This window comes from Mesorhizobium sp. LNHC252B00 (assembly GCF_000502955.1).
Lineage (GTDB): Bacteria > Pseudomonadota > Alphaproteobacteria > Rhizobiales > Rhizobiaceae > Mesorhizobium.
Map to the genome: position 1 here is coordinate 82,569 of NZ_AYWO01000013.1, position 21,493 is coordinate 104,061.

Sequence of the window (21,493 nt, forward strand, 5' to 3'; positions counted from 1 at the left end):
CCGCTCACTGCGCCGCCTCGCTCTTCACCGCCCTCTTTCTCCGCACCGCCCGCTTCGGCTTCCTGGCACCCGTCAGTTCGTGCATCGCGTCCAGCTGCATCTGCTGCATTTCGGCCAGGCGGGTCCATTGGCGCGAGATGAGGTAGTCGAGTTTTTCGTGCAGATGGCGCACTTCGAGCTCGGCCTTGAGGTTGACGCGGTAGTCGTTGAAGGAGCGCAGGCGGTCCTTGGATTCCTGCCGCCTCTGGCTCATCATGATGATCGGCGCCTGGATGGCGGCAATGCAGGAGAGCAGCAGGTTCAAGAGGATAAAGGGGTAGGGATCAAAGGCGCCCGCCATGCCGGCGAACAGGTTGATGCCGATCCACACCAGAAGCACGCTGGCAAACGAGATCAGGAACCACCAGCTGCCGCCGAAGGAAGCCATGTTGTCGGAGACGCGGTCGGCGAACGTCCGGTGCTCCTCGAACTCTTCCTCCGAGTTTTCGGAAATGGTGTCCTGCCTGGCGATCGATTCGACCACCTGGCGGTCGAGTTCGGAGAATTCGCCGTGTTCCTGCTGGAGCAGCTCCTCCATGTAGCGCATGCGGTAGCGGCCGAGCTCGGCGCGGGTGATGCGGGCGCCGGCCGGCAGGTCCGGATGATCGGATCGAATGCGGTCGGCGAGGCTCGGGCGCAGCGTGTCGATGCGCACCAGATCGCGCTTGCGGAATTTGCGGCCTGATATCGCCGATGGTTTTTTCTTCGGCTTGCCGCGGTGGGCGCCCGGAACGGACGGCTCCGAATCTGGCACGTCGGGCGTTTCGAGGTGCTCGTCCGAAGTCTGGTCGGCCTCGAGCTCCCCTGTGGTCGGCGCCTCGAAATATTCGCCGCCGCTGTCGTTCTGATTGTCTGGCGGCTGCTCGGGCGTTTTCGGGACGGTGCTCATGGTGGGGGCTCCTGCTGCGGTGCTGGGCGGGACGATAAACAGAGGTGGCGGCGCATAGCCAGCGCGGGGCACGGATTTCGCGGGCCGGACAAGTGGTTTTGATCGATCGGAGGGGGTCGGTGTGGCTGGCTGCGGCCCGCTCTTCGCGGCCTCAGGGCGGGTGGGGACATTCGAGATTGGCCGAAGCCTCACCAACTTCGTCATCCACGGGCGAAGCGGACGCGTAGACCCGTGGATGACGAAGCGATGAGGGTTTGCGCTGATCGCCTACCTTGCTCGAACGGCATTGCGAACCAGGGCGTACATGGCTGCGGGAGGGTGACGGCAACAAAAAACCGCCTTGCGGCGGGTCACTGGCGCGACTCAGCACCATGCTTGGATATGTAGCATAGTTGCCCTCACCGGGCAATGCGCCACGCGCAGCCGAGCAGGGCCAAATCATGAATCGTTAACCTGCAAGGACGGCTTGTCGGTAGGTCGGGTTCATGAGGGCTTTGAGGCGCTTACGCTTGAGCGAGGTCTTTGAAGGCTCGCGTCGGAGCATGTTGAGCACCGCGCGGCGGATCATGGCGAGGTTGCGCGCCGAATGGTCTTTACGGACGCGGCACTCGTCTTCGCGGAACGCCACGTCCAAGACCCAATGCAGATTGTTCTCCACGCTCCAGTGGGCGCGCACGGCGGCGGCGAGGCGGACGGGGTCGGGCGGCAGCGAGGAGATGAAGAGCCGCGTCTCGATCGAGACCGCGCCGGTCTTCTTGATCGTGCGACGCGTTGTGACGGCGAGAAAGCTCGCAAGCCCCTTCCAATCGGGATGACGCTCGGCGAGCCAGGCGGCATCGGCGGCGCGGATCGTGCGCTCCTCGATCCGGCCGTGGCCGGCTTGCGGCTCTTCTTCATGACACGAACAAGCGGCCGCAAGCACGGGATCGTCGAAGAACAGCGCGACATCCTCCTCGAGAGTTCCCTGATTGCCTTTGAGCGCCAGGACATAATCGGCCTTCTTGGAGACGATTTTGGCGGCGATCGGCCTTTGCGTTCCCATCGCGTCGATGGTGACGATCGCGCCTTCGAGGGCGAGCATGTCGAGAAGCTCGGGAATGGCGGTGATCTCGTTGCTCTTGGTGTCCACCGCCCGCTGCGCCAGCACGAGGCCCGCCTCGTGCGCCCAGGCCTGAACGAGATGCAACGCGCCTGTCCCGTCGGCGTCCTGCTTNTCGGCGGCGCGGATCGTGCGCTCCTCGATCCGGCCGTGGCCGGCTTGCGGCTCTTCTTCATGACACGAACAATCGGCCGCGAGCACGGGATCGTCGAAGAACAGCGCGACATCCTCCTCGAGAGTTCCCTGATTGCCTTTGAGCGCCAGGACATAATCGGCCTTCTTGGAGACGATTTTGGCGGCGATCTGCCTTTGCGTTCCCATCGCGTCGATGGTGACGATCGCGCCTTCGAGGGCGAGCATGTCGAGAAGCTCGGGAATGGCGGTGATCTCGTTGCTCTTGGTGTCCACCGCCCGCATAGCCAGCACGAGGCCCGCCTCGTGCGCCCAGGCCTGAACGAGATGCAACGCGCCTGTCCCGTCGGCGTCCTGCTTGGAGCCGCGCACGGTCTTGCCGTCGATGGCGACGACGCCGCCGATGCGCCCGGCGAGGCTCTTCACCCAGGCGGCGAACGCCGTCTCCAACTGTCGCGGATCGAGCCGTGCCAGCGTCCGCTTTAAGGTCTGCGCCGGCGCAACCCCATGCGCGAACGGCAAGATGCGCCGGAGCCAGTCGAGCAGTTCGACGCCCACGTCCTCGATCTCGTCGAAATCCTCCGCTCGGCACAACAGGCCCACNGAGCCAGTCGAGCAGTTCGACGCCCACGTCCTCGATCTCGTCGAAATCCTCCGCTCGGCACAACAGGCCCACCAGCACCGTAAGCAGGATCTCGTCGAGCCGATAGACCACCATTCCGGGCACGCGAGGGTCTTCAATGTCGTCAATATGATCGAGAAAGCTTGCGTCCATCGCCGGTCTCCTTCCCGGCCAACAGAATCCCGCTTGGTTACCAGAGCGTTAACGATTCATGATTCCGCCTTGCGCAGCCGAGCGCGATGCTTGCTACCGGCAGCTCGCCCTTCGCAGGCTCCCTGCCCTTCGGGCGTTCAGCCCCTTCAAAAGGTCCACTGGACCTTTCGATCCGCCCGAAGGCGGACCGGGGCTTCACCGGTCGTCGTTCAAAAAGCCAAGCAATTGGCTTTTTGTCCGCTGCGCGTACCACTCCTCACTGCTTGGCGAACATCAGCCTGGTCTTGGTGTCGGCCATCGCGGGCGACAGACTGCGCTGGATCAGCGCTTCGACATGGTCGTTGCGCTGGCGGGCGCTGTCGGCGCCCATCACCACCACGATCAGATTGCGGCCGTCGGCATTGTAGGAGGTGACGATGTTGAAGCCCGAGGCCCTAATGTAGCCGGTCTTGATGCCGTCGACGCCGTGCACGCGACCGAGCATGTCGTTATGGCCGCGCACCAACCTGCCGCGGAACATGAAGTCGCTTTCGGAAAAGTAGTGGAACTGCTGTGGAAACCGCCGATGCAACGCCATGCCGAGCACCGCCATGTCGCGCGCGGTCGTCATCTGGCCATCGTCGGGCAGGCCGGACGCGTTGCGGAACGAGGTGCTGGTCATGCCGAGCTGGCGCGCCTTGGATGTCATCATGGCGGCGAATTGATCCTCCGAGCCGCCGAGATATTCGCCGACCGCCACCGCCACGTCATTGGCCGATTTGACGACGATGGCGCGGATCGCGGAATCGACGTCGATGCTCTCGCCGCGCCGGAAGCGCATCTTGGTCGGCGGCTGCGAGGCGGCATGGTCCGAAACCGGGATCTGCGTTTCCTTGGTGAGGCGGCCGGCATCCAGCGCCTCGAACAGCAGGTACAGCGTCATCATCTTGGTCAGCGAGGCCGGATAGCGCTGCGCCGTCGAGTTGACCTCGAACAGCTGCTTGCCGGTCCCGGCGTCGACGACGATGGCGGCATATTTCTGCGGCGGCGCCGGTACCGCCAATACGGCGTCCGGCGGCGTCACGGTCGTGCAGCCGGCAAACAGCAGCAACAGGCCAAGGACCGCAAAAACGCGCTGGATGAGCGGAAGGGGACGCAGGTGGGGCAAGGGCAAGTCTGTTCGGTCAAGCTGTTGCTGAGATAAGGCGAAGCTAACGTAACGCGTCAGCTGCGTCCATTTGGTTAATGGAGGTTAGCCCCAGGATTGTCGAGGCCGCGCAGGACCTGGTTCCTCCGAAAAGCGCCCCGAAACGGCCTGTTTCCCGTGTCTTTCCTTGCCAAAACCACGTTTCCTGTGGGAAGTCGCGGTATCTGGCGGCTTGGGGGCTTGGCATGATTGACATCGGGGCCGGGGGCGCGGCGCCCTCGCTTATCAGGGCATCGCTCAGCCGCACCGGCAAATGGGCCGGCAGCGTCGCCTTTATCGGAGGTGCGGCTTCCGATATCCTCAATCCGCTGGCGCCGTTCGCCGCCTATATCGCGCTGGCCGCCTCGATCGCGGCCGTCATCATCGCCATTGCCATCGTGCTCAGGCTGGTGCTGGCGGCCAAGGCGCTGCCGGCCTTGATCTTCGCCACAAGTGCTGCCGCCGTCGCCGGCGGCGTCTACGGCCTGCAACAGCAGACCAACGCCCAGAACGGGGTGATCGCCAGCCTGGTGCCAGCCATCGCCGGGCTGCAGCAGTCGCTGGGCATCGTTTCGGCCAAGGTGGCCAAGATCGAGCAGACGGTCACGCAGACGCAGAAGACGGTCGAAGCGGTCAAACAGTCGACCGACACGGTGGTGAAGAAGACCGACGAGATCGCCAACGCCCAGCAGCAGCAGACGCAGCAGACCGCGCAGGTGCAGAAGACCACCGAAGAGGTGAAGAAGCAGACCGAGACGCTGGCCGCCGGCCAGGCGCAGCAACAGGCCCAGACCGAGAAGCTGCAGGCGACGATGCAGCAGATCGCCGCCTCGATCGACACCATCGCCAAGGGCTTTGCCGCCCTTGCCGCGCAAGGCGGGGCGATCGCCGAGCCGAAGCGGCCGGACGAGTTCTACCACAATGCCCGCGTCTACGAGCTTTCGGGCGACATGCTCAACGCGCGGCGCTCGTATCTCGCCTTTGCCGGTTTCGATGTCGATGCCATCGACCCCTACACGCGCTTTGCCACGCTGCTTCGGGTCCAGGACGGCAAGGCCGGCGCCCGCGAGGTGTTCGGCGCGCTTGCCGACAAGGGCAAGGCGCTGTCGATCAAGCTGGTGCATATATTGCAATTCGACGACGCCCAGCGCCTCGAGAAGCTCAACGCTTTCATCGCGGCCAATGCGGATTTCGCGCCGGCCTATTTCCTGTTGGCGCAGGAGTTCTCGGAAGACCGTCTCGGCGCCCAGACGCTGGCCGACAAGCGCAACGAGGCCAAGGCGCTGACCAAATTCGTTTCCTAGGAAAAGGATGGCGGGCTGCTCAAATATTTCGTCGACCAGACGCAGTTGGCCGACTGGCTGGACCGCAGCCGCAGCCGGCTGGCAGCCCTCGGCGACGTGCTCGACCCAGCCCGCTTCGTGCCTTCGCTGACGCCGATGCGCTCCAACCAGGGCTGGTCGATGACCATCTCGCTGCCGGAGCCGGCGACCGCCATCTCCTGGCGCATGGGCGACAGCGGTCCGTTCACCGACACCGGTTTTCTGGCGATGAACGACCAGACCACCGGCAAGCCGATGGCCAATCCGAGCTTCGAGATGCCCGACAGCACCGCGGCCGGGATTATCGCGATCAAATATCTCGACATCAGGGGCCGCGAAACTGGCCCGTTCGACATCCGTTTCGATCCTGAGACAGCACTCCAGCAAGGCAACAAGCAGATCCTCGACCAGTTCTGGACGTCGTGGATCGCCTTCGATGCCGGCGGCAACCACGGCCTGGTCTATTTCACGCAGATGCTGTCCTACCGCTGCGCCATCAAGGAGGTGCACTACAGCCTGAACGGTGCCGCGCTCGACAAGTCGCTCGAGATACCGCCTTGCGACAAGAAGGACCCTTACGCCATCCCTTACGATGCCAAGGGTTATTTCAAGGTCGCCGACAGCGTGAAATCGATGTCGGTGCAGGTCACCTACACCGACGACACCAAGTCGCCGGTGCGGGAGTACAAGCGGCAGTAGAGGGGGCGGTGCCATTCCCCTCTCCGTCTCGGCTTCGCCGAGCCACCTCTCCCCACTTTCGTGGGGCGAGGAACCGCCAACTTCGAAAGGCCAGTCTTGCAGAACTTGGGTTCCTCGCCCCCGCAAAGCGGGGGAGAGGTGCCTCGCGCAGCGAGGCGGAGCGGGGGCAGCGCCGACGTTCGGCGATCAGTCGCCACCCTCCTTTTGATACGAAATGCCCGACATCATCCTTGCGCAACCGGCGCCGAAGGGTTCTGGTTGCGCATTCAGAATCGGTGAGAGCGCAATGACTGTCAGCACCATCAAGGCCAGGGATATTTCGGTTTCTCTCGACCTCACCGTCGGCCACATCGCCGACATGGTCGTCGAGGGCGGCGGGCGGCAATTAAGGCCGCTGCACCGCGCACCTTGGGTCGACGCGGGCGAGACGCTGCCGGATGATCTGCCTGAAGGCACCGTCCGGCTGTCCGGCGATTTTCTCTGCGCGCCGTTTTCACGCAGCGATGTCGAGGAGGCGCCGCTGCATGGCTGGCCGGCCAACAGCGCCTGGGACGTCGTCGAGAGTGCCGCGACGGAAGATGGCTGGCGTGCGGTCTACCGCTTGCGGCACAAGGTGATGGGCGCTTTAGTCGACAAGATCCTGACGCTGCGCGACGGCCATCCCTTCCTCTACCAGGAGCATGTGTTTTCCGGCGGTCATGGCGCGATCTCGGTCGCCCATCACCCGATGACGGCGATGACGGGCGGCGGCAGGCTGGCCTTTTCGCCAAAGCTGTTCGCCGCGACGCCGGACGATCCGCTGGAGCCGGATCCGGCGCGCGGCCGCTTCATGCTGGCTTACCCCGGTCGGTCCGCCGATCTCGGGCATTTTCCCGCCGCCGGCGGCGGCACGCTCGACCTGACGGAATATCGCATGGGCGACCGCCGCGAGGATTTCCTGACGCTGGTCGAGGCCGATCATGGCGGGCCGGGCTGGACCGCCCTGGCGCGTGAGGCCGAACAGGACCTGGTGCTGGTGCTGAAGAACCCCTCCGAGCTGCCGATCACCATGCTGTGGTTCAGCAATGGCGGACGCGACTACGCGCCCTGGAGCGGCCGCCACCGCGGCGTGCTCGGCATCGAGGATGGCCGAACGGCGATAGGCCATGCTGCCTCGATCGCCGACAACTGGCTGACGCGCGAAGGCGTGGCGACCGCCTTTGCGCTTGGCGAAGGCCGCAGCGTTTCCTTTCGCCATGTGATCGGCGCCATGCCGCTGTCCGGCGGCGGGCCGCCGCAGGAGGTCACGACTAAGGATGGCCGAATGCGGCTGGCAACCGGCAGCTCGGCCTGGGAGGTTCCCTTCGACAGCGACTTCCTGCGCATAGGGCGAACGGCGGCAGCTTGATCGGATGGCTTCCTGTTTGTTCTCAAGGAACGTTGGCGCGCAAATTCCGGTTTGAAATTTCCGCTTGCTGCCGACAAGATGCCGCGATTGTGGTTATCCTGGCGATCATGCAGGCCAGAGAGAGGCTCCAATGTCCGAAATCGCCCATCTCGCCGCCACCATCTTCAAGCGTGCCGGCAAGGCAAGCCGCTTCATCGTCGCCATTGCCGGGCCGCCTGGCGCCGGCAAGTCGACGCTGTCGGCGAGGCTGCGTGAGCTGTTGCCCGAAGGCACTTCGGAGGTCGTGCCGATGGACGGCTTCCACTATGACGACGCCGTGCTCGAGCAGCGCGGCCTGCGCGCGCGAAAGGGTGCGCCGGAAACCTTTGACTTTGCCGGTTTTGAGGCCCTGCTGAAGCGCATCCGGGCCGGCGAACCCGATATCGCCATACCGGTCTTCGACCGGAGCCTTGAACTGTCGCGCGCCGCCGCCTCGATCGTCGCCACCGAGACCAAGTTCATCCTGGTCGAGGGCAATTACCTGCTGCTCGACGAGGAACCGTGGTCGCGGCTGGCGCCGCTGTTCGATTTCTCGATCTTCGTCGACGTGCCGCGTGACGAGCTCGAGCGCCGCCTGCTGGAGCGCTGGCATGGGCACGGCCGCTCCGATGAGGATGCGCGCGCCTGGATCGCTTCAAACGACATGCCCAACATCGACCGGGTTATCGCTCGCCGCCGCGCTGCCGACCTAGTGATCGGCCTTTCCGCTTGATTCTACGGATTGCGCAAGGGGAACCTTAAGACTTTCAGGCCGTTATCGCGGACAAGGCAATTCTGCCAAGAAGGGAGTCCGTCCGATGGCACAGAAGGCAAGAAAGCCCGCGCCCTCCAAGGGCAAGGCAACCCAATCCAAGGCAGGCGCCGGCCCGGCAACCACGGCGCGTTCCAAGGATACCAAGCCGGCCTTCGGCAAGGCAGCGCCGAAGAAAGTGGTGCCGGCGGCCGCGAAAGCCGCGCCGAAAACCGCAAAGCCCAAGAAACCAGCAGGCGCTGACGGTTCTATTTCGAGCAGCGCATTGCGTACGGTCAAGGCTGCGGCCAATGTGGCTGCAGGCGCCGTCGTCGCCGCCGCCAGGAGTACTGCATCGCTTGCAGCATCCGTGGTGGGCAAGGGCGATTCGAAAGCCAAGGCGAAGTAGAGCCTTCTCAAAGCTCGCAGGTTTGGGGGGTCAGGCTCTGGCCGGGATGGTCAGGCCCTTCTGCACGGCAGGCCGCGCCAGGCCGCGTTCCAGCCACGCCGCCACATTGGTGAAATCGTCGAAACCGACGAGGTCGCGCGCTTCGTAGAAGCCGATCAGGTTTCGTACCCAGCCGAGCAGCGAGATATCGGCAATAGTGTAGTCATTGCTCATGATCCATTTGCGGCCCTTCAGCCTGCTATCGAGGACGCCGAGCAGCCGCCGCGATTCATCGCGATAGCGCTCCAGCGGGCGCTTGTCGGCGATCTCGCGGCCGGCGAATTTGTGGAAGAAACCGACCTGGCCGAACATCGGCCCGACCGAGGCCATCTGAAAGAACACCCACTGGATGGTCTCGTAGCGGCGCGCCGCGTCCACGGGCATGAGCAGGCCGGTCTTTTCGGCGAGGTAGAGCAGGATGGCGCCGGATTCGAACAGGCCGATCGGCTTGCCGTCCGGACCGTTCGGGTCGATGATCGCCGGTATCTTGCCATTGGGATTGAGCGACAGGAATTCCGGCGTCCAGCTTTCGTTCTTGCTGATGTTGACCAGATGCGGCTCGTAGGGCAGGCCGATTTCTTCCAGGGCGATCGATATCTTCACGCCGTTCGGCGTTGTCGCCGAGTAGAGCTGGATCCGGTCCGGGTGTTTGGCTGGCCAGCGCGTTGCGATCGGGAAGGCGGACAGGTCGGCCATGGGAAACTCCTGAAGGGGATTTGCGCCGAGCGGCACGATTTGGCGGGGGCGGCCAAGAATTAGATGCGCCAAACGTCACGATCAATATGGCGGTGAACGTTTCATCGTGCACGGACGGTCAACTCTGGGACGACCGGGATCGCCCCGGGTAGCTGTAACGGCCGATGCAGGATCAGACGGCCTTGAAGGCCAGCACCGCATTGGTGCCGCCAAACGCGAAGCCGTTGCTGATCGCGGTGCGCACCTTGCGCCCGCGCGCCACATTCGGCGTGACGTCGAGATCGCAATCGGGATCGGCCTCGCGAAAATTGGCCGTCGGCGGCACGATGCCTTCGCGGATCGCCATCACGCAGGCAATCAACTCGAGCGCGCCCGATGCGCCGAGGCAATGGGCATGCATCGACTTGGTCGACGACATCGAGAGCTTGTAGGCATGGTCGCCGAAGACGCGCTTGATCGCCGCCGTCTCGATCTGGTCGTTGGCCTTGGTGCCGGTGCCGTGGGCATTGAGGTAGTCGACATCCTCGGGATTGAACCCGGCGTCGGCCAGGCAGGCGCGCATGGCGGCCGTCGGTCCTTCGATGGTCGGCGCGACGATGTCGGACGCGTCGGCGGAAAGGCCGGCGCCGGCAATCTCGGCAAGAATGGTGGCGCCGCGCGCCATGGCGTGTTCGTAGCTCTCCAGCACCGCCATGCCGGCACCTTCGCCAAGCGACAGGCCCTGGCGATCGGCCGAAAATGGCCGGCAGGTGTCCGGTGCCAGAACCCGCAGCGCTTCCCATCCCTTCAGGACGCCCCAGACCAGCGGCGCATCGGTGCCGCCGGCAACCATCACGTCGGCGCGGCCGAGCCTGATCTGGTCGACGGCCGAGGTAATGGCGTGATTGGACGACGAGCAGGCCGACGTGACGCCGAAGACCGGCCCGCGCAGGCCGAGATTCATGCTGACATGACCGGATGCGGCACTTGGCATCACCTTTGGCACGGTGAAGATGCCGGCGCGATTCCTGCCCTCGATCAGGATGGCGCGATAGTTCTCCTCGATCGCTTCCCAGCCGCAGACGCCGACACCGACGACGGTGCCCATCCGATAGGTGGTGGCATCATTCGAAACCAGTCCGGACTGCTGCATGGCTTCCCTGGCCGCGATCGTCGCCAGCAGGCTGAAGCGGTCCATCGACACGGTCTGCTTGCGGTCGATGCCGTGATCGGGAAGCGTCTTGATTTCGCAGCCGACCTTGACCTTCAAATCATGCAGTTGCGGACTTGTGATCTGGCCTATGGCCGAGCGGCCGGCGCGCATCTCGTTCCAGATCGCAGGCGCGCTGGTGCCGAGCCCGCAAATGCCGCCCATGCCGGTAATGACGACGCGCTGCCGCATTCAGTTCAGGCTTTTTTCGCGATCAGCGCGCGGACAGCTTCGACCATATCGCCGACATTCTTCAGATTGCTCCAGGCGTCGACCGTGTTCATCTCGATCTCGATGCCATACTCTTCCTCAAGATCGAAGATGATCTCGGTCAGCTCGAGCGAATGGATACCAAGCGAGGTCAATTCGGTGTTGGTGGTGATTTCCTCGCCACCCGGCTCGGCATGAGCCTTGATCTTCGCGATGATATCCGTTGCCAGCTGGTCGGCCATTCGGTTTCTTCCCCACTGTGTCGCGTTTCCCGACGCCAACTGAGCAGCGCCCCTATTCTCCTGGTATCAAGCCGCCGTCGTCGTTTTATACCCCCGCCAAGCGCTCTGTGACCGTACCAAGGTGGTTCCCTCTATAGAAACCGAAACGTTGTCAAGCAACAAGCTATATCGAACTCCATATCGACAAAGCCGCCGGAGTGCTTAACGTGCAGGCATGGATACGGCTGAACATGGCGGGATTTCGACGCAGCGCGTTGCGGGCGTGGCGCGGCTTTCCTGCGCACTCAGTGACGGTCGCACGCGCCTGCGGGGCCTCTATCAGGACGGTGCCGCCAAAATAAGGATGCCGGCCGTCTCGGCCGATCCGCTCGAAGCGGTGCTGATCAACACCGCCGGTGGAATGACCGGCGGCGACCGGATCGCCTGGGACGTGGATGTCGGCGCGGCCGCATCGGCATCGATCACGACCCAGGCTTGCGAGAAGATCTATCGGGCGGCATCCGATCGTGCCGAGGTGCGGGTCAATTTGTCGGTCGGTGAAAACGGCCGCGTTGCCTGGCTGCCGCAGGAAACCATCGTCTACGACCGGGCGGCCTTTGCCCGTAAGCTCGACGTCGAGCTTGCCGCTGGCGCCGAGGCGCTGGTGCTGGAAGTCACCGTCTTCGGCCGCCTGGCAATGGGCGAACGTGCCACGCAGGGCAACTTCCATGACCGCTGGCGTGTGCGCCAGGACGGATGCCTCATTCATGCCGAGGATTTCCGCATCGGACCCGATATCGCCGCCACGCTCGACCGCCCGGCGGTTGCCGGCGGCGCGATCGCGATGGCGACGCTGCTGCTGGTTTCGCCGCGGGCCGAAGCGCTGCTCGAACCGGTTCTGGAGATCGTCGGCGACCACGGCAGCGCCAGCGTCTGGAGCGTCAAGAAATCTGGCAAGCTTCTTGCGAGGCTCTACGCCGGGGATAGCTACCGGCTGCGCCAGCGGCTGGTTCCACTCATCGAATTGCTCAATGGAAGGGCGGGGTTGCCCAAATTATGGTCACTGTAGGCCTGTCGCTACCAGTCTGGGAAAACGCATGAACCTGACGCCGAGGGAAAAGGACAAGCTGCTGATCGCCATGGCGGCGATCGTGGCGCGCAAGCGGCTCGAACGCGGCGTCAAGCTCAACCATCCGGAAGCGATCGCCCTGATCACCGACTTCGTCGTCGAGGGTGCCCGCGACGGCCGCCCGGTCGCCGACCTGATGGAGGCCGGTGCCCATGTCGTCACCCGCGCGCAAGTCATGGAAGGCATCGCCGAGATGATTCACGACGTGCAGGTCGAGGCGACATTTCCCGACGGCACCAAGCTGGTGACCGTGCACGAACCGATACGGTGAGGAAGAAAAGATGCTTGAGCTGCGCCCCAACTGCGAATGCTGCGACAAGGGCTTGCCGCCGGAGGCAACGGATGCGTTGATATGCACCTTCGAGTGCACCTTTTGCGCCGACTGCGTGGAGCATGTGCTGGGTGGCATCTGCCCCAATTGCGGGGGCAATTTTTCCGCACGGCCGATCCGCCCGGCGGCGATGCTGAAGAAATACCCTGCCTCGACCAAACGCGTTCTCAAGGCCGAAGGCTGCGGCCCTCGCAAGGCTGCTTGAACACCGCGCCCCTTAACCAGAAGGCATTTCGATGATCCCTGCTCCGATGAAACGCGCTTCGCTTTCCACAATTCCACTTCTGGCGGCGTCCATGCCGGCCTATGCCCATGTCGGCATCGGCACGACCTCCTCCTTCACGGCCGGCTTCATGCACCCGCTCACCGGTCTCGATCACATGACCGTGATGATCGCGGTCGGACTGTGGGCAGCGCTCAAGGGCGGCAAGGCGGTTCTTGCCTGGCCGGCGGCCTTTGTCGGCGTCATGCTGGCCGGCGGCGCGCTCGGCATGCTGCATATGCCCCTGCCCTTCGTCGAACCGGGCATTCTGGCATCGGTCGTGGTGCTCGGGCTGCTGGTGACCCTGGCGGTCGATCTCCCGGTCTCGGCAGGCATTGCCATCATCGGCCTGTTCGCGCTGTTGCATGGCCACGCCCATGGCACCGAAATACCGGAGAATGCCGGCGGGCTCGAATACATGGCTGGCTTTGCGATCGCCACCGCGCTCCTGCATGCCACCGGCATCGCCGCCGGGCTCGGTCTCGGCAGCCGGTCCCGTGGCCTGTCCCGCGCTGCCGGTGCCGCTTGCGCGGCGATCGGTATCGGCCTCGTTTTCGGTGTGCTGTGAAGATGATCCCGGGCGAAATCATCACAGCGGGTGGCGACATCGAACTGAACAAGGGCCTGCCGACGATCACCTTGAAAGTGGCCAATAGCGGCGACCGGCCGATCCAAATCGGCAGCCACTATCATTTCTTCGAGACCAATGAGGGTCTGAAGTTCGACCGCGAGCGTGCCAGAGGCATGCGCCTCGACATCGCCGCCGGCACGGCCATGCGCTTCGAGCCGGGACAGGAGCGCGACGTGACGCTGGTGCCGCTTGGCGGCAAGCGCGAGGTCTACGGATTTCAGCAGAAGGTGATGGGCAAGCTGTGAGATCTGCCAGCGCGGTCAGCTCAGTTCGACGGCTTGGCCGCGGCATAGATGACGACCTTTCCGGGATCGTCGAATTCGACGGCGAGGACATCCTGCACAAGCACGCGCCGCGACTCGATTGCATTGAACAAGAGCGCGTTGGCCTCGATCTCCTTGCGCAGTTCGGTAATGTCGTCCTGATGCTGCTTGATCTTGCTCTCTATTACCGCCGGTGGGCCGCCTTCGGTGCGCGCGGCGTCGGTCAGGAATACGATATCGACCTTGTCGAGCTTGGAGGTCTTGCGCACCAGGCCGATGTTTTCACGCGTCCGGTCGATGGCCGTGTTGACGTTTCCGGCTTCGGCCGTGGTCTTGGCCTCTTCCTGCTTGACCTCCGAGCCGACAATGCGGTTGACGGTCTCCGTGCTTTCAAGACCCTGCGCCTTCAGGCCGGCAACAGGATCGGCCGCCGCCAGCAACGCCATTGCGGCGACGGCCTGCAACCGTCTTTGGGCGGGAAAAGGAGTGATCGCCATCGCTCGCTCCTGAGGGAATTCGTTTCGGGACGCGGTCTAGCGCGAGAACAAAACGAATCCCGCCCGGCGAAGGTTCCCGTCCCGATGCGGCCGGCGGACCGAATGCCGGCCCACCCAGCCCGTCTGTCAGCTGGCCTTCTTGGTAATCAGGGTCAGCGCGCCATTGGGTTCCATGCTGGCGGCGACGACCTGCGCCGAGCTGAGCCCTTTGGCCTCCAGCGCGGACTTCACCTTGGGCGTGGCGTCGATCGAGCTGCGCAGTTTCTTCAAGCCGGCGTCACCACGCTGGGCGATGACCTGATTGACCTGCGTCTGGGTGTCCTTTGGCAGTTCCGTGATGTCGACGATGTTGACGCTCTGGATCGTCGGTACGGCCGGCTGCGGGGTGGCCGGAGCAGGCGTGGTCGGCGCCGGAGCTGGCTGCTGCGCGGGTTGCTGCTGGGCACTGGCGGCGCCCGCCAGCATCAGGGTAGCGGCAGCGGCAAGAACTATGGTTTTGCGCATGGATTTTCCTTTCCATCGATTGGCAAACGGTCGTTTTGGGGTGACCCCCTAACCTCAAACGCCAAATGGGATCAGAAGGTGTCGCCCAGTGGGTCATTGCGTGACCATTGGATGGCAGCAATGTGCCGGACTTCAATCAAACTGCATTTCGGCAAACTACATTTCGGCAAACCGCATTTCGGCAAACCGCATTTTGGGAGCAATCGCTGATGGCCAGAATTACCCGCGCCGCCTATGCGCAGATGTACGGCCCGACGGTGGGCGACAAAGTGCGGCTTGCCGACACGGAACTGTTCATCGAGGTCGAGAAGGATCTCACCATCCACGGCGAAGAAGTGAAATTCGGCGGCGGCAAGGTGATCCGCGACGGCATGGGCCAGAGCCAGGTTTCCCGAGCCCAGGGCGCCGTCGACACCGTGATCACCAACGCGCTGGTGGTCGATGCCGGCGCCGGCATCTTCAAGGCCGATATCGGGCTCAGGGACGGGCGGATTGCGGCAATAGGCAAGGCCGGCAATCCGGACACTCAAGATGGCGTCACCATCATCATCGGTCCCGGCACGGAGATCGTCGCCGGCGAAGGCAAGATCCTGACCGCCGGCGGCTTCGACGCGCATATCCACTTCATCTGCCCGCAGCAGATCGAGGAAGCGCTGATGAGCGGCATCACCACCATGCTTGGCGGCGGCACCGGCCCGGCGCATGGCACGCTGGCGACGACGTGTACGCCTGGGCCTTGGCACATGGCGCGCATGATCCAGTCCTTCGACGCTTTCCCGATGAACATCGGCCTGTCAGGCAAGGGCAACGCGTCCTTGCCTGCCGCGCTCGAGGAGATGGTGCTGGGCGGCGCCTGTTCGCTGAAGCTGCACGAGGACTGGGGGACGACGCCGGCGGCCATCGACTGCTGCCTGTCGGTTGCGGACGCGTACGACGTGCAGGTGATGATCCACACCGACACGCTGAACGAATCCGGCTTTGTTGAAAACACCGTCGCCGCCATCAAGGGCCGCACCATCCACGCCTTCCACACCGAGGGTGCCGGCGGCGGCCATGCGCCCGACATCATCAAGGTCTGCGGCTTGCCCAACGTCATCCCGTCCTCGACCAATCCGACACGGCCCTACACGGTCAACACGCTGGCCGAGCATCTCGACATGCTGATGGTCTGCCACCATCTGTCGCCGTCGATCCCCGAAGACATCGCTTTTGCCGAAAGCCGCATCCGCAAGGAGACCATCGCGGCGGAAGACATTTTGCACGACATCGGCGCCTTCTCGATCATCTCGTCGGATTCGCAAGCCATGGGCCGCGTCGGCGAGGTGGCGATCCGCACATGGCAGACCGCCGACAAGATGAAGCGGCAACGCGGGTCGCTGCCGCAGGAAACCGGCAACAACGACAATTTCCGCGTCCGTCGCTATATCGCCAAATACACGATCAATCCGGCCATCGCGCACGGGCTGTCGAAGGATATCGGCTCGATCGCGGTCGGAAAACGTGCTGACCTGGTGTTGTGGAACCCGGCCTTCTTCGGCGTCAAACCGGATATGGTGCTGATCGGCGGCATGATCGCCGCCGCTCCGATGGGCGACCCCAACGCCTCGATCCCGACGCCGCAGCCGATGCACTACCGGCCAATGTTCGGTGCCTATGGCAAGGCAAGGACCAACTCGTCGGTGACCTTCGTTTCGAAGGCAGCGTTCGAATCCGGCCTGCACGGCAGGCTGGGCGTCGAAAAGCAGTTCGTCGCCGTCGAAAACACCCGCGGCGGCATCGGCAAGCACTCGATGGTGCTCAACGACGCCACGCCGCATATCGAGGTCGACCCGGAAACCTACGAGGTCCGCGCCGACGGCGAATTGCTGACTTGCGAGCCGGCAACGGTGCTGCCGATGGCGCAGAGGTATTTTCTGTTTTAGGATTGGTGCGCCTGCGAAGTATCGGACCCCATCATGGATGAGCAAAAGAAACTTGCCTTGATTTCGAGAATGGGCGCGCTGCAAAAATACAATGGCGGCGTTGCTCCCCTCACTATGCCACTTGTTACATTGGAAGAATATTTCGATGGAGCTGAAGGTGAAGCCGGATTGCTGTGCAACAGTCCGGAAGCGCTGAACAATGATACGGTTCTGGCCACATTTCAGTCGATACGGAAAAGGCCTGAAGTTCATGACGTCCGGATAGCCATCGTGCAGTGTGATGATGGAGAATGGCCGTTCTCTGACAAGGTCGTCATCACAACGCGCGTCAGCGAAGAACATGTGACTGGCTGGCTGCCATCAGGCTTTGAGCCGGACGAGACCTGGGAGGGAGATGTCGATCACCTACCCGCCGAGCAGGTTGAAATTCCAGCCGGTTACCGAAAGCTATGGCTTTGGTATGATTAGCCGCAACTTTCCAAGCTTCTAGAACAGACAAATGGCCACCGAAATCGCCTCCGCTCACGACATCTTCCCGCACATCCGCATCGTCATGGGCATGGTGATCGGGCTTGGTGTCGCCCGCCTGCTGTCGGGTGTGGCGCGCATCGTCCAGCATCCCGGCCAGTACCGGCTCTATCCAGTGCATCTGGCCTGGGTCGCCTCGGTGCTTTTGATGCTGGTGCATTTTTGGTGGTGGGAGTTCGGTCTCTACGCCATCGAGACGTGGACCTTCGGCAAGTACCTGTTCATCATCTTCTATGCGATCACGCTGTTCCTGCTCTGCGCCCTGCTGTTCCCGGATTCGATGCTGGATTACACCAGCTACGAGGATTTCTTCTATTCGCGTCGGGCCTGGTTCTTCGGCCTGCTGGCGGCGACGTACCTGCTCGATGTGATCGACACGCTGCTGAAAGGGCCGGAGCATTTCGCCCGCTTCGGCAACGAGTACCTGTTCCGCACGCCGGTCTTCGTCGCGCTCTGCATTGTCGCGATCCTGGTGCGCGACAGCCGCTTCCACATCGCCTTTGTCGCGGCGGCGCTCATCTATCAGATATCGTTCATCCTGCGGCTCTTCGACACCATCGTCTGAGCGGACGCGATGGTCTAGGTTGCTCGGGAAAGGCAGGTTTCAACCATGTACAAGGCCATCGGATCGCGTGGGTCCCGGGTCAGCCGCGTTCTCTGGATGCTCGAGGAACTCGGGCAGGCCTATGAATTCGTCGAGGTCAAGCTGCGCTCGCCGGAAGCCTATGCGCTCAACCCGTCGGGCAAGGTGCCGATCCTGATCGATGGCGAGCTGACAGTGACCGATTCGGCGGCGATCTGCGTCTATCTCTCAGACAAACACGCCGATATGGGCATGGGGACCAACCCGGGCCTAGCCGGTCGTGCCGAGATGGATTCCTGGATGCATTTTGCCCAAAGCGAGCTGGAGGCGCCACTGTGGAACAAGCTGCGCCACCGCTTCCTGCTGCCGAAGGACATGCGCGTCGATGTCGGCCCAGCGGCGGTCTACGATTTTGCCTCGGAGCTCAGGGCGCTGGAGCGGCGGCTGGGTGACAGGCCCTTCGCGCTGGGCGACCGGTTCTCGGCTGTCGACGTGCTGCTCGGCGACATTGGCGGCTGGGCCCGCGCCGGCCGGTTCCCGATCGAATCCGACCGCATCAACGCCTATTTCGACCGCGTGCTGGCGCGACCTGCCCGCGCAAGGGCGCAAGCAAATGGGGGATCCATGAAATGAAGCTCAATCTCAACACCGACTTCACCAAATTCCCGCGTGCCGTCTCGGTGCTGTCCGCCGACAAAGCCGGAACCATCACGCCATCCGGGCAGGCTGTGCTCGCCCATGACGAGCGGCATCTGCGCCGTCGAGCCATCCAACTTGCCGACGGCAGCAAGGTGCTGGTCGACCTGCCTGAGCCCGTCGCCCTGAACGATGGCGACCGGCTGGTGCTGGAGGATGGCGGCCATATCGAGATCATCGCGGCGCCGGAAGAAGTCTACGACATCCGGGCTCGCGACACCGTGCATCTGGCCGAACTGGCCTGGCATATCGGCAACCGTCATCTCGCGGCCAGCATCGAGGCCGGGCGCATCCTCATCCTGCGCGACCATGTCATCAAGGCGATGTTGGAAGGGCTCGGCGCCACGGTGACCGACGTTTCCGAGCCGTTCAAGCCGGTGCGCGGCGCCTATTCCGGGCAAAGCCACGATCACGGCCATGCGCATGCCCATAGCCACGCGGAAGCGCATTCCCACTCACATGGCGAATCGCATTCCCATTCGCACGGTCACGCCGGCCACCACCACGACCATGACTGAACAGCCTTCGAACATCGCCCTGCTGCGGCTGATGGCGTGGTTGTCGCCGGCCTTTCCGGTCGGCGGCTTTTCCTACAGCCATGGCCTCGAGCGTGCGGTGCATGACGGGCTGATCGTCGACAGCGAAAGCCTTGCCGCCTGGCTGGAAACGCTGGTCGAGATGGGCTCGGGCTGGAACGACGCGGTGCTGTTCGCAGAAAGCTGGCGCCGAGCACGCGGCGCTGGTGATCTCGATGAAATAGCGGCACTCGCCGAGGCGCTCGCCAGCTCGCGCGAACGCTACATCGAGACGATGCTGCAGGGTGCGGCCTTCCTCAAGGCGGCAGCGGCCTGGCCAAATCCCGTTCTCCAGCGTTTGCCGGCCGAATGCGCCTATTGCGTCACTGTCGGCGCCATTGCCGGCGGCAATTCAATTGCACTTTGGGATGCGCTGTCCGCGTTCCTGCAGACCTTCTTCTCCAACCTCGTCCAGGCCGCGATACGGCTCGGCGTCGTTGGCCAAAACAGGGCAACCGCCCTGCTTGCCGGTTTCGAGCCGCTGGCCGTTGCGACCGCCGCCCGCGCTGCGCGCTCGACATTGGACGATCTCGGCGGCTGCGCCTTCGTCTCCGACGTCATGGCGATGAAGCACGAAACCCAGTATTCGCGATTGTTCCGCTCATGATCATCCTCGCCTTCGCGCTTTCGACCGTTCTGCTGCTGATCACCGCTCTGCATGTTTATTGGGGCATTGGCGGCATCTGGCCGGGCAAGGATGCGGCCTCCTGCGCCCACGCAGTGGTCGGCTTTCGCAGCGTCGACGAGATGCCGACGCCGTTCGCCAGTTTCGCCGTTGCCGCGTGCCTATGCCTGGCGACGCTATGGCCGCTGGCGCTTGAAGGCGTCTTTGCCTCGCCGTTTCCCAGGGAAGGCCTCGCCGCCACGTCGCTGCTCATCGGACTGGTCTTCCTTGGACGCGGCATTGCCGGCTTCACGCCGTGGTGGCGGCGCTTGACGCCGGAACAGCCTTTCGCGCGGCTCGATGTCCGTTATTATTCGCCGCTGTGCCTGCTGATCGGGCTCGGCTTTGCCATCCTCGCCATCACGGAGTTTCCCGCATGACACAGACAAATGGCCCGCTGCGCGTCGGCATTGGTGGTCCGGTCGGTTCGGGCAAGACGACGCTGACGGAGAAGCTGTGCAAGGCGCTGCGCGACGAATTCTCGATCGCCGTCGTCACCAACGACATCTACACCAAGGAGGATGCCATGATGCTGGCGCGGCTGCAGGCGCTGCCCGAGGATCGCATCATGGGCGTCGAGACCGGCGGTTGCCCGCATACCGCGATCCGCGAGGATGCCTCGATCAATCTGCAGGCGATCGCCGAGATGAACCGGAAATTTCCGGATCTCGATATCGTGTTCATCGAATCCGGTGGTGACAACCTCGCCGCCACCTTCTCGCCGGATCTCGCCGACCTGACGCTCTATGTCATCTCGGTCTGCCAGGGCGAGGAGATCCCGCGCAAGGGCGGGCCGGCGATCACCCGCTCCGATTTCCTGGTGATCAACAAGAGCGATCTGGCACCCTACGTGAACGTCAATCTCGATGTGATGGAGACCGACGCCGGCCGCATGCGCGGCAAGCGGCCCTTCGGCTTCACCGACCTGTCGCGTGGCAAGGGGCTGCAGGCGGTGATCGATTTCATCGTCGAGCATGGCGGGCTCAGGGCCGGCGCTGCTGCCAGCACCGCAGCGTGAGATAGCCATCGCTGCACCAACCAAAACCGGTTGCGGGCATGGGCTGGCCACGGCATTCTTGGCAAAACCGGAGGATTTTTCGATGAGCATCGCCCGCCTGCAGAAGGAAACGCTGACCAACCTGCCCTTCTATCAGGAGCGCGTCGACCTCGCCTGTGCCTTTCGCTGGACGGCGCGGCTCAACATGCACGAGGCGGTGGCCAATCATTTCTCGCTGGCCGTCAATGATGCCGGCACGCAGTTCCTGATGAACCCCAACCAGGTGCATTTCTCGCGCATCAAGGCGAGCGACCTTTTGATGATCGACGCCAACGATCCCGAAACGCTCTCCGGCCCCAACGCGCCCGACCCGACGGCGTGGGGCCTGCACGGCGCCATCCATCGCAATGTGCGCCACGCGCGCTGCGTCATGCATGTGCACTCGATCCACGCCACGGTGCTGGCGTCGCTGGCCGACTCCCGCCTGCCGCCGATAGACCAGAATTCGGCGATGTTCTTCAACCGCCATGTCGTCGACGCGCATTATGGCGGGCTGGCCTTCGAGGAGGAGGGCGAGCGCTGCTCGCAGCTTCTCGTCGATCCCAAGGTCAAGGTGATGGTGATGGGCAATCACGGCGTGCTGGTCATCGGCGATACGGTCGCCGATGCCTTCAACCGCATGTTCTACTTCGAGCGCGCCGCAGAAACCTACATCAAGGCGCTGTGGACTGGCCGGCCTCTGCGCATGCTGTCCGACGCGGTCGCCGAGAAGACGGCAAGCGAGATGGACGACTATCCCGGCCAGGCCGAACGCCATCTCAGCGAGTTGAAGGCGATCCTTGACGAGCAGGAGCCGGTCTACCGGAACTGA

General features: G+C 63.6%; 27 protein-coding genes and 1 pseudogene. 19 read left to right on the plus strand and 9 right to left on the minus strand.

Features of this window, described 5'->3' with window-relative positions; all coding sequences use genetic code 11:
• Nucleotides 1-4: 4 nt before the first annotated feature.
• The 4 genes and pseudogenes from X744_RS152595 to X744_RS152585 all read right to left on the minus strand — a co-directional run bounded on the left by X744_RS152595 (nt 5) and on the right by X744_RS152585 (nt 4,081).
• A complete protein-coding gene (locus X744_RS152595; protein WP_023760228.1) occupies nt 5-928 on the minus strand; it encodes a DUF1003 domain-containing protein in 924 nt (307 codons plus the stop codon).
• Between the two features lie 448 nt (nt 929-1,376).
• Nucleotides 1,377-2,171 carry an ISAs1 family transposase gene (locus X744_RS1000000175260; RefSeq protein ID WP_023760229.1) on the minus strand — a complete coding sequence of 265 codons (795 nt, stop codon included), beginning with the start codon at nt 2,169-2,171 and terminating at the stop codon, nt 1,377-1,379.
• Nucleotides 2,148-2,762, minus strand: a pseudogene (locus tag X744_RS1000000175265) (ISAs1 family transposase); the annotation flags it as partial. The pseudogene X744_RS1000000175265 and the gene X744_RS1000000175260, both read right to left, overlap by 24 nt.
• Before the next feature lie 428 nt (nt 2,763-3,190).
• The gene (locus X744_RS152585) at nt 3,191-4,081 is read right to left on the minus strand and encodes a D-alanyl-D-alanine carboxypeptidase family protein (RefSeq protein WP_023760230.1); all 891 of its coding nucleotides are present in this window, start codon (nt 4,079-4,081) and stop codon (nt 3,191-3,193) included.
• Nucleotides 4,082-4,305: 224 nt separating this feature from the next.
• On the opposite strand from X744_RS152585, the gene X744_RS1000000175270 reads away from it, so the two are divergent.
• The 5 genes from X744_RS1000000175270 to X744_RS152570 all read left to right on the plus strand — a co-directional run bounded on the left by X744_RS1000000175270 (nt 4,306) and on the right by X744_RS152570 (nt 8,685).
• Entirely contained in the window at nt 4,306-5,403 is a 1,098-nt protein-coding gene (locus tag X744_RS1000000175270; protein ID WP_032907623.1) for a hypothetical protein, read from the plus strand.
• A 45-nt stretch (nt 5,404-5,448) separates the two neighbouring features.
• The gene (locus tag X744_RS1000000175275) at nt 5,449-6,120 is read left to right on the plus strand and encodes a hypothetical protein (protein ID WP_245266696.1); all 672 of its coding nucleotides are present in this window, start codon (nt 5,449-5,451) and stop codon (nt 6,118-6,120) included.
• Nucleotides 6,121-6,406: 286 nt separating this feature from the next.
• Nucleotides 6,407-7,507: a hypothetical protein gene (locus X744_RS152580; protein WP_023760231.1), complete on the plus strand. Its 1,101-nt coding sequence runs from the start codon at nt 6,407-6,409 to the stop codon at nt 7,505-7,507.
• 130 nt (nt 7,508-7,637) lie between these two features.
• Nucleotides 7,638-8,258: a nucleoside triphosphate hydrolase gene (locus X744_RS152575; RefSeq protein ID WP_023760232.1), complete on the plus strand. Its 621-nt coding sequence runs from the start codon at nt 7,638-7,640 to the stop codon at nt 8,256-8,258.
• 85 nt (nt 8,259-8,343) lie between these two features.
• The gene (locus X744_RS152570; RefSeq protein WP_023760233.1) at nt 8,344-8,685 is read left to right on the plus strand and encodes a hypothetical protein; all 342 of its coding nucleotides are present in this window, start codon (nt 8,344-8,346) and stop codon (nt 8,683-8,685) included.
• Nucleotides 8,686-8,715: 30 nt separating this feature from the next.
• Here X744_RS152570 and X744_RS152565 read toward each other — a convergent pair whose 3' ends face one another.
• The 3 genes from X744_RS152565 to X744_RS152555 form a co-directional block, all read right to left on the minus strand.
• Nucleotides 8,716-9,420 carry a glutathione S-transferase N-terminal domain-containing protein gene (locus X744_RS152565; RefSeq protein WP_023760234.1) on the minus strand — a complete coding sequence of 235 codons (705 nt, stop codon included), beginning with the start codon at nt 9,418-9,420 and terminating at the stop codon, nt 8,716-8,718.
• 172 nt (nt 9,421-9,592) lie between these two features.
• Nucleotides 9,593-10,801 carry a beta-ketoacyl-[acyl-carrier-protein] synthase family protein gene (locus X744_RS152560; RefSeq protein ID WP_023760235.1) on the minus strand — a complete coding sequence of 403 codons (1,209 nt, stop codon included), beginning with the start codon at nt 10,799-10,801 and terminating at the stop codon, nt 9,593-9,595.
• A gap of 5 nt (nt 10,802-10,806) precedes the next feature.
• Nucleotides 10,807-11,061, minus strand: a complete 255-nt coding sequence (locus X744_RS152555) for an acyl carrier protein (RefSeq protein ID WP_023760236.1) — start codon at nt 11,059-11,061, stop codon at nt 10,807-10,809.
• Nucleotides 11,062-11,275: 214 nt separating this feature from the next.
• On the opposite strand from X744_RS152555, the gene X744_RS152550 reads away from it, so the two are divergent.
• Genes X744_RS152550 through X744_RS152530 form a run of 5 tightly spaced genes read left to right on the plus strand, consistent with a single transcriptional unit; the run spans nt 11,276 to nt 13,638 of the window.
• Entirely contained in the window at nt 11,276-12,109 is an 834-nt protein-coding gene (locus X744_RS152550) for an urease accessory protein UreD (protein WP_023760237.1), read from the plus strand.
• Between the two features lie 28 nt (nt 12,110-12,137).
• Nucleotides 12,138-12,440 (plus strand): urease subunit gamma, encoded by a 303-nt coding sequence (locus X744_RS152545; protein ID WP_023760238.1) that lies wholly within the window; start codon nt 12,138-12,140, stop codon nt 12,438-12,440.
• 10 nt (nt 12,441-12,450) lie between these two features.
• Nucleotides 12,451-12,705 (plus strand): DUF1272 domain-containing protein, encoded by a 255-nt coding sequence (locus tag X744_RS152540; RefSeq protein ID WP_023760239.1) that lies wholly within the window; start codon nt 12,451-12,453, stop codon nt 12,703-12,705.
• Between the two features lie 31 nt (nt 12,706-12,736).
• Nucleotides 12,737-13,330: a HupE/UreJ family protein gene (locus tag X744_RS152535; protein ID WP_031260534.1), complete on the plus strand. Its 594-nt coding sequence runs from the start codon at nt 12,737-12,739 to the stop codon at nt 13,328-13,330.
• 2 nt (nt 13,331-13,332) lie between these two features.
• On the plus strand, nt 13,333-13,638 hold the full coding sequence (locus tag X744_RS152530) for an urease subunit beta (RefSeq protein ID WP_023760241.1): 306 nt from the start codon (nt 13,333-13,335) through the stop codon (nt 13,636-13,638).
• A gap of 20 nt (nt 13,639-13,658) precedes the next feature.
• On the opposite strand, the gene X744_RS152525 is transcribed toward X744_RS152530, so the two are convergent.
• Both X744_RS152525 and X744_RS152520 read right to left on the minus strand, forming a co-directional pair.
• Nucleotides 13,659-14,153, minus strand: a complete 495-nt coding sequence (locus X744_RS152525) for a hypothetical protein (RefSeq protein ID WP_023760242.1) — start codon at nt 14,151-14,153, stop codon at nt 13,659-13,661.
• 126 nt (nt 14,154-14,279) lie between these two features.
• Nucleotides 14,280-14,657, minus strand: a complete 378-nt coding sequence (locus X744_RS152520) for a hypothetical protein (RefSeq protein ID WP_023760243.1) — start codon at nt 14,655-14,657, stop codon at nt 14,280-14,282.
• Nucleotides 14,658-14,863: 206 nt separating this feature from the next.
• Here X744_RS152520 and ureC point away from each other — a divergent pair, with 206 nt between their 5' ends.
• The 9 genes from ureC (at nt 14,864) to X744_RS152475 (ending at nt 21,493) form a co-directional block, all read left to right on the plus strand.
• Nucleotides 14,864-16,579 carry an urease subunit alpha gene (gene ureC / locus X744_RS152515; RefSeq protein ID WP_023760244.1) on the plus strand — a complete coding sequence of 572 codons (1,716 nt, stop codon included), beginning with the start codon at nt 14,864-14,866 and terminating at the stop codon, nt 16,577-16,579.
• Between the two features lie 33 nt (nt 16,580-16,612).
• Entirely contained in the window at nt 16,613-17,047 is a 435-nt protein-coding gene (locus X744_RS152510; protein WP_023760245.1) for a hypothetical protein, read from the plus strand.
• 31 nt (nt 17,048-17,078) lie between these two features.
• Nucleotides 17,079-17,672, plus strand: a complete 594-nt coding sequence (locus tag X744_RS152505; RefSeq protein ID WP_023760246.1) for a hypothetical protein — start codon at nt 17,079-17,081, stop codon at nt 17,670-17,672.
• A gap of 45 nt (nt 17,673-17,717) precedes the next feature.
• Entirely contained in the window at nt 17,718-18,323 is a 606-nt protein-coding gene (locus tag X744_RS152500; protein WP_023760247.1) for a glutathione S-transferase family protein, read from the plus strand.
• A complete protein-coding gene (gene ureE, locus X744_RS152495; protein WP_023760248.1) occupies nt 18,320-18,904 on the plus strand; it encodes an urease accessory protein UreE in 585 nt (194 codons plus the stop codon). Before X744_RS152500 ends, ureE begins: the two co-directional genes overlap by 4 nt.
• Entirely contained in the window at nt 18,897-19,568 is a 672-nt protein-coding gene (locus tag X744_RS152490) for an urease accessory protein UreF (protein WP_023760249.1), read from the plus strand. Before ureE ends, X744_RS152490 begins: the two co-directional genes overlap by 8 nt.
• The gene (locus X744_RS152485) at nt 19,565-20,005 is read left to right on the plus strand and encodes a DUF3995 domain-containing protein (RefSeq protein WP_023760250.1); all 441 of its coding nucleotides are present in this window, start codon (nt 19,565-19,567) and stop codon (nt 20,003-20,005) included. Before X744_RS152490 ends, X744_RS152485 begins: the two co-directional genes overlap by 4 nt.
• Nucleotides 20,002-20,643, plus strand: coding sequence for an urease accessory protein UreG (gene ureG, locus X744_RS152480; protein ID WP_023760251.1), 642 nt, complete (start codon nt 20,002-20,004; stop codon nt 20,641-20,643). Before X744_RS152485 ends, ureG begins: the two co-directional genes overlap by 4 nt.
• 82 nt (nt 20,644-20,725) lie before the next feature.
• Nucleotides 20,726-21,493: a class II aldolase and adducin N-terminal domain-containing protein gene (locus X744_RS152475; RefSeq protein ID WP_023760252.1), complete on the plus strand. Its 768-nt coding sequence runs from the start codon at nt 20,726-20,728 to the stop codon at nt 21,491-21,493.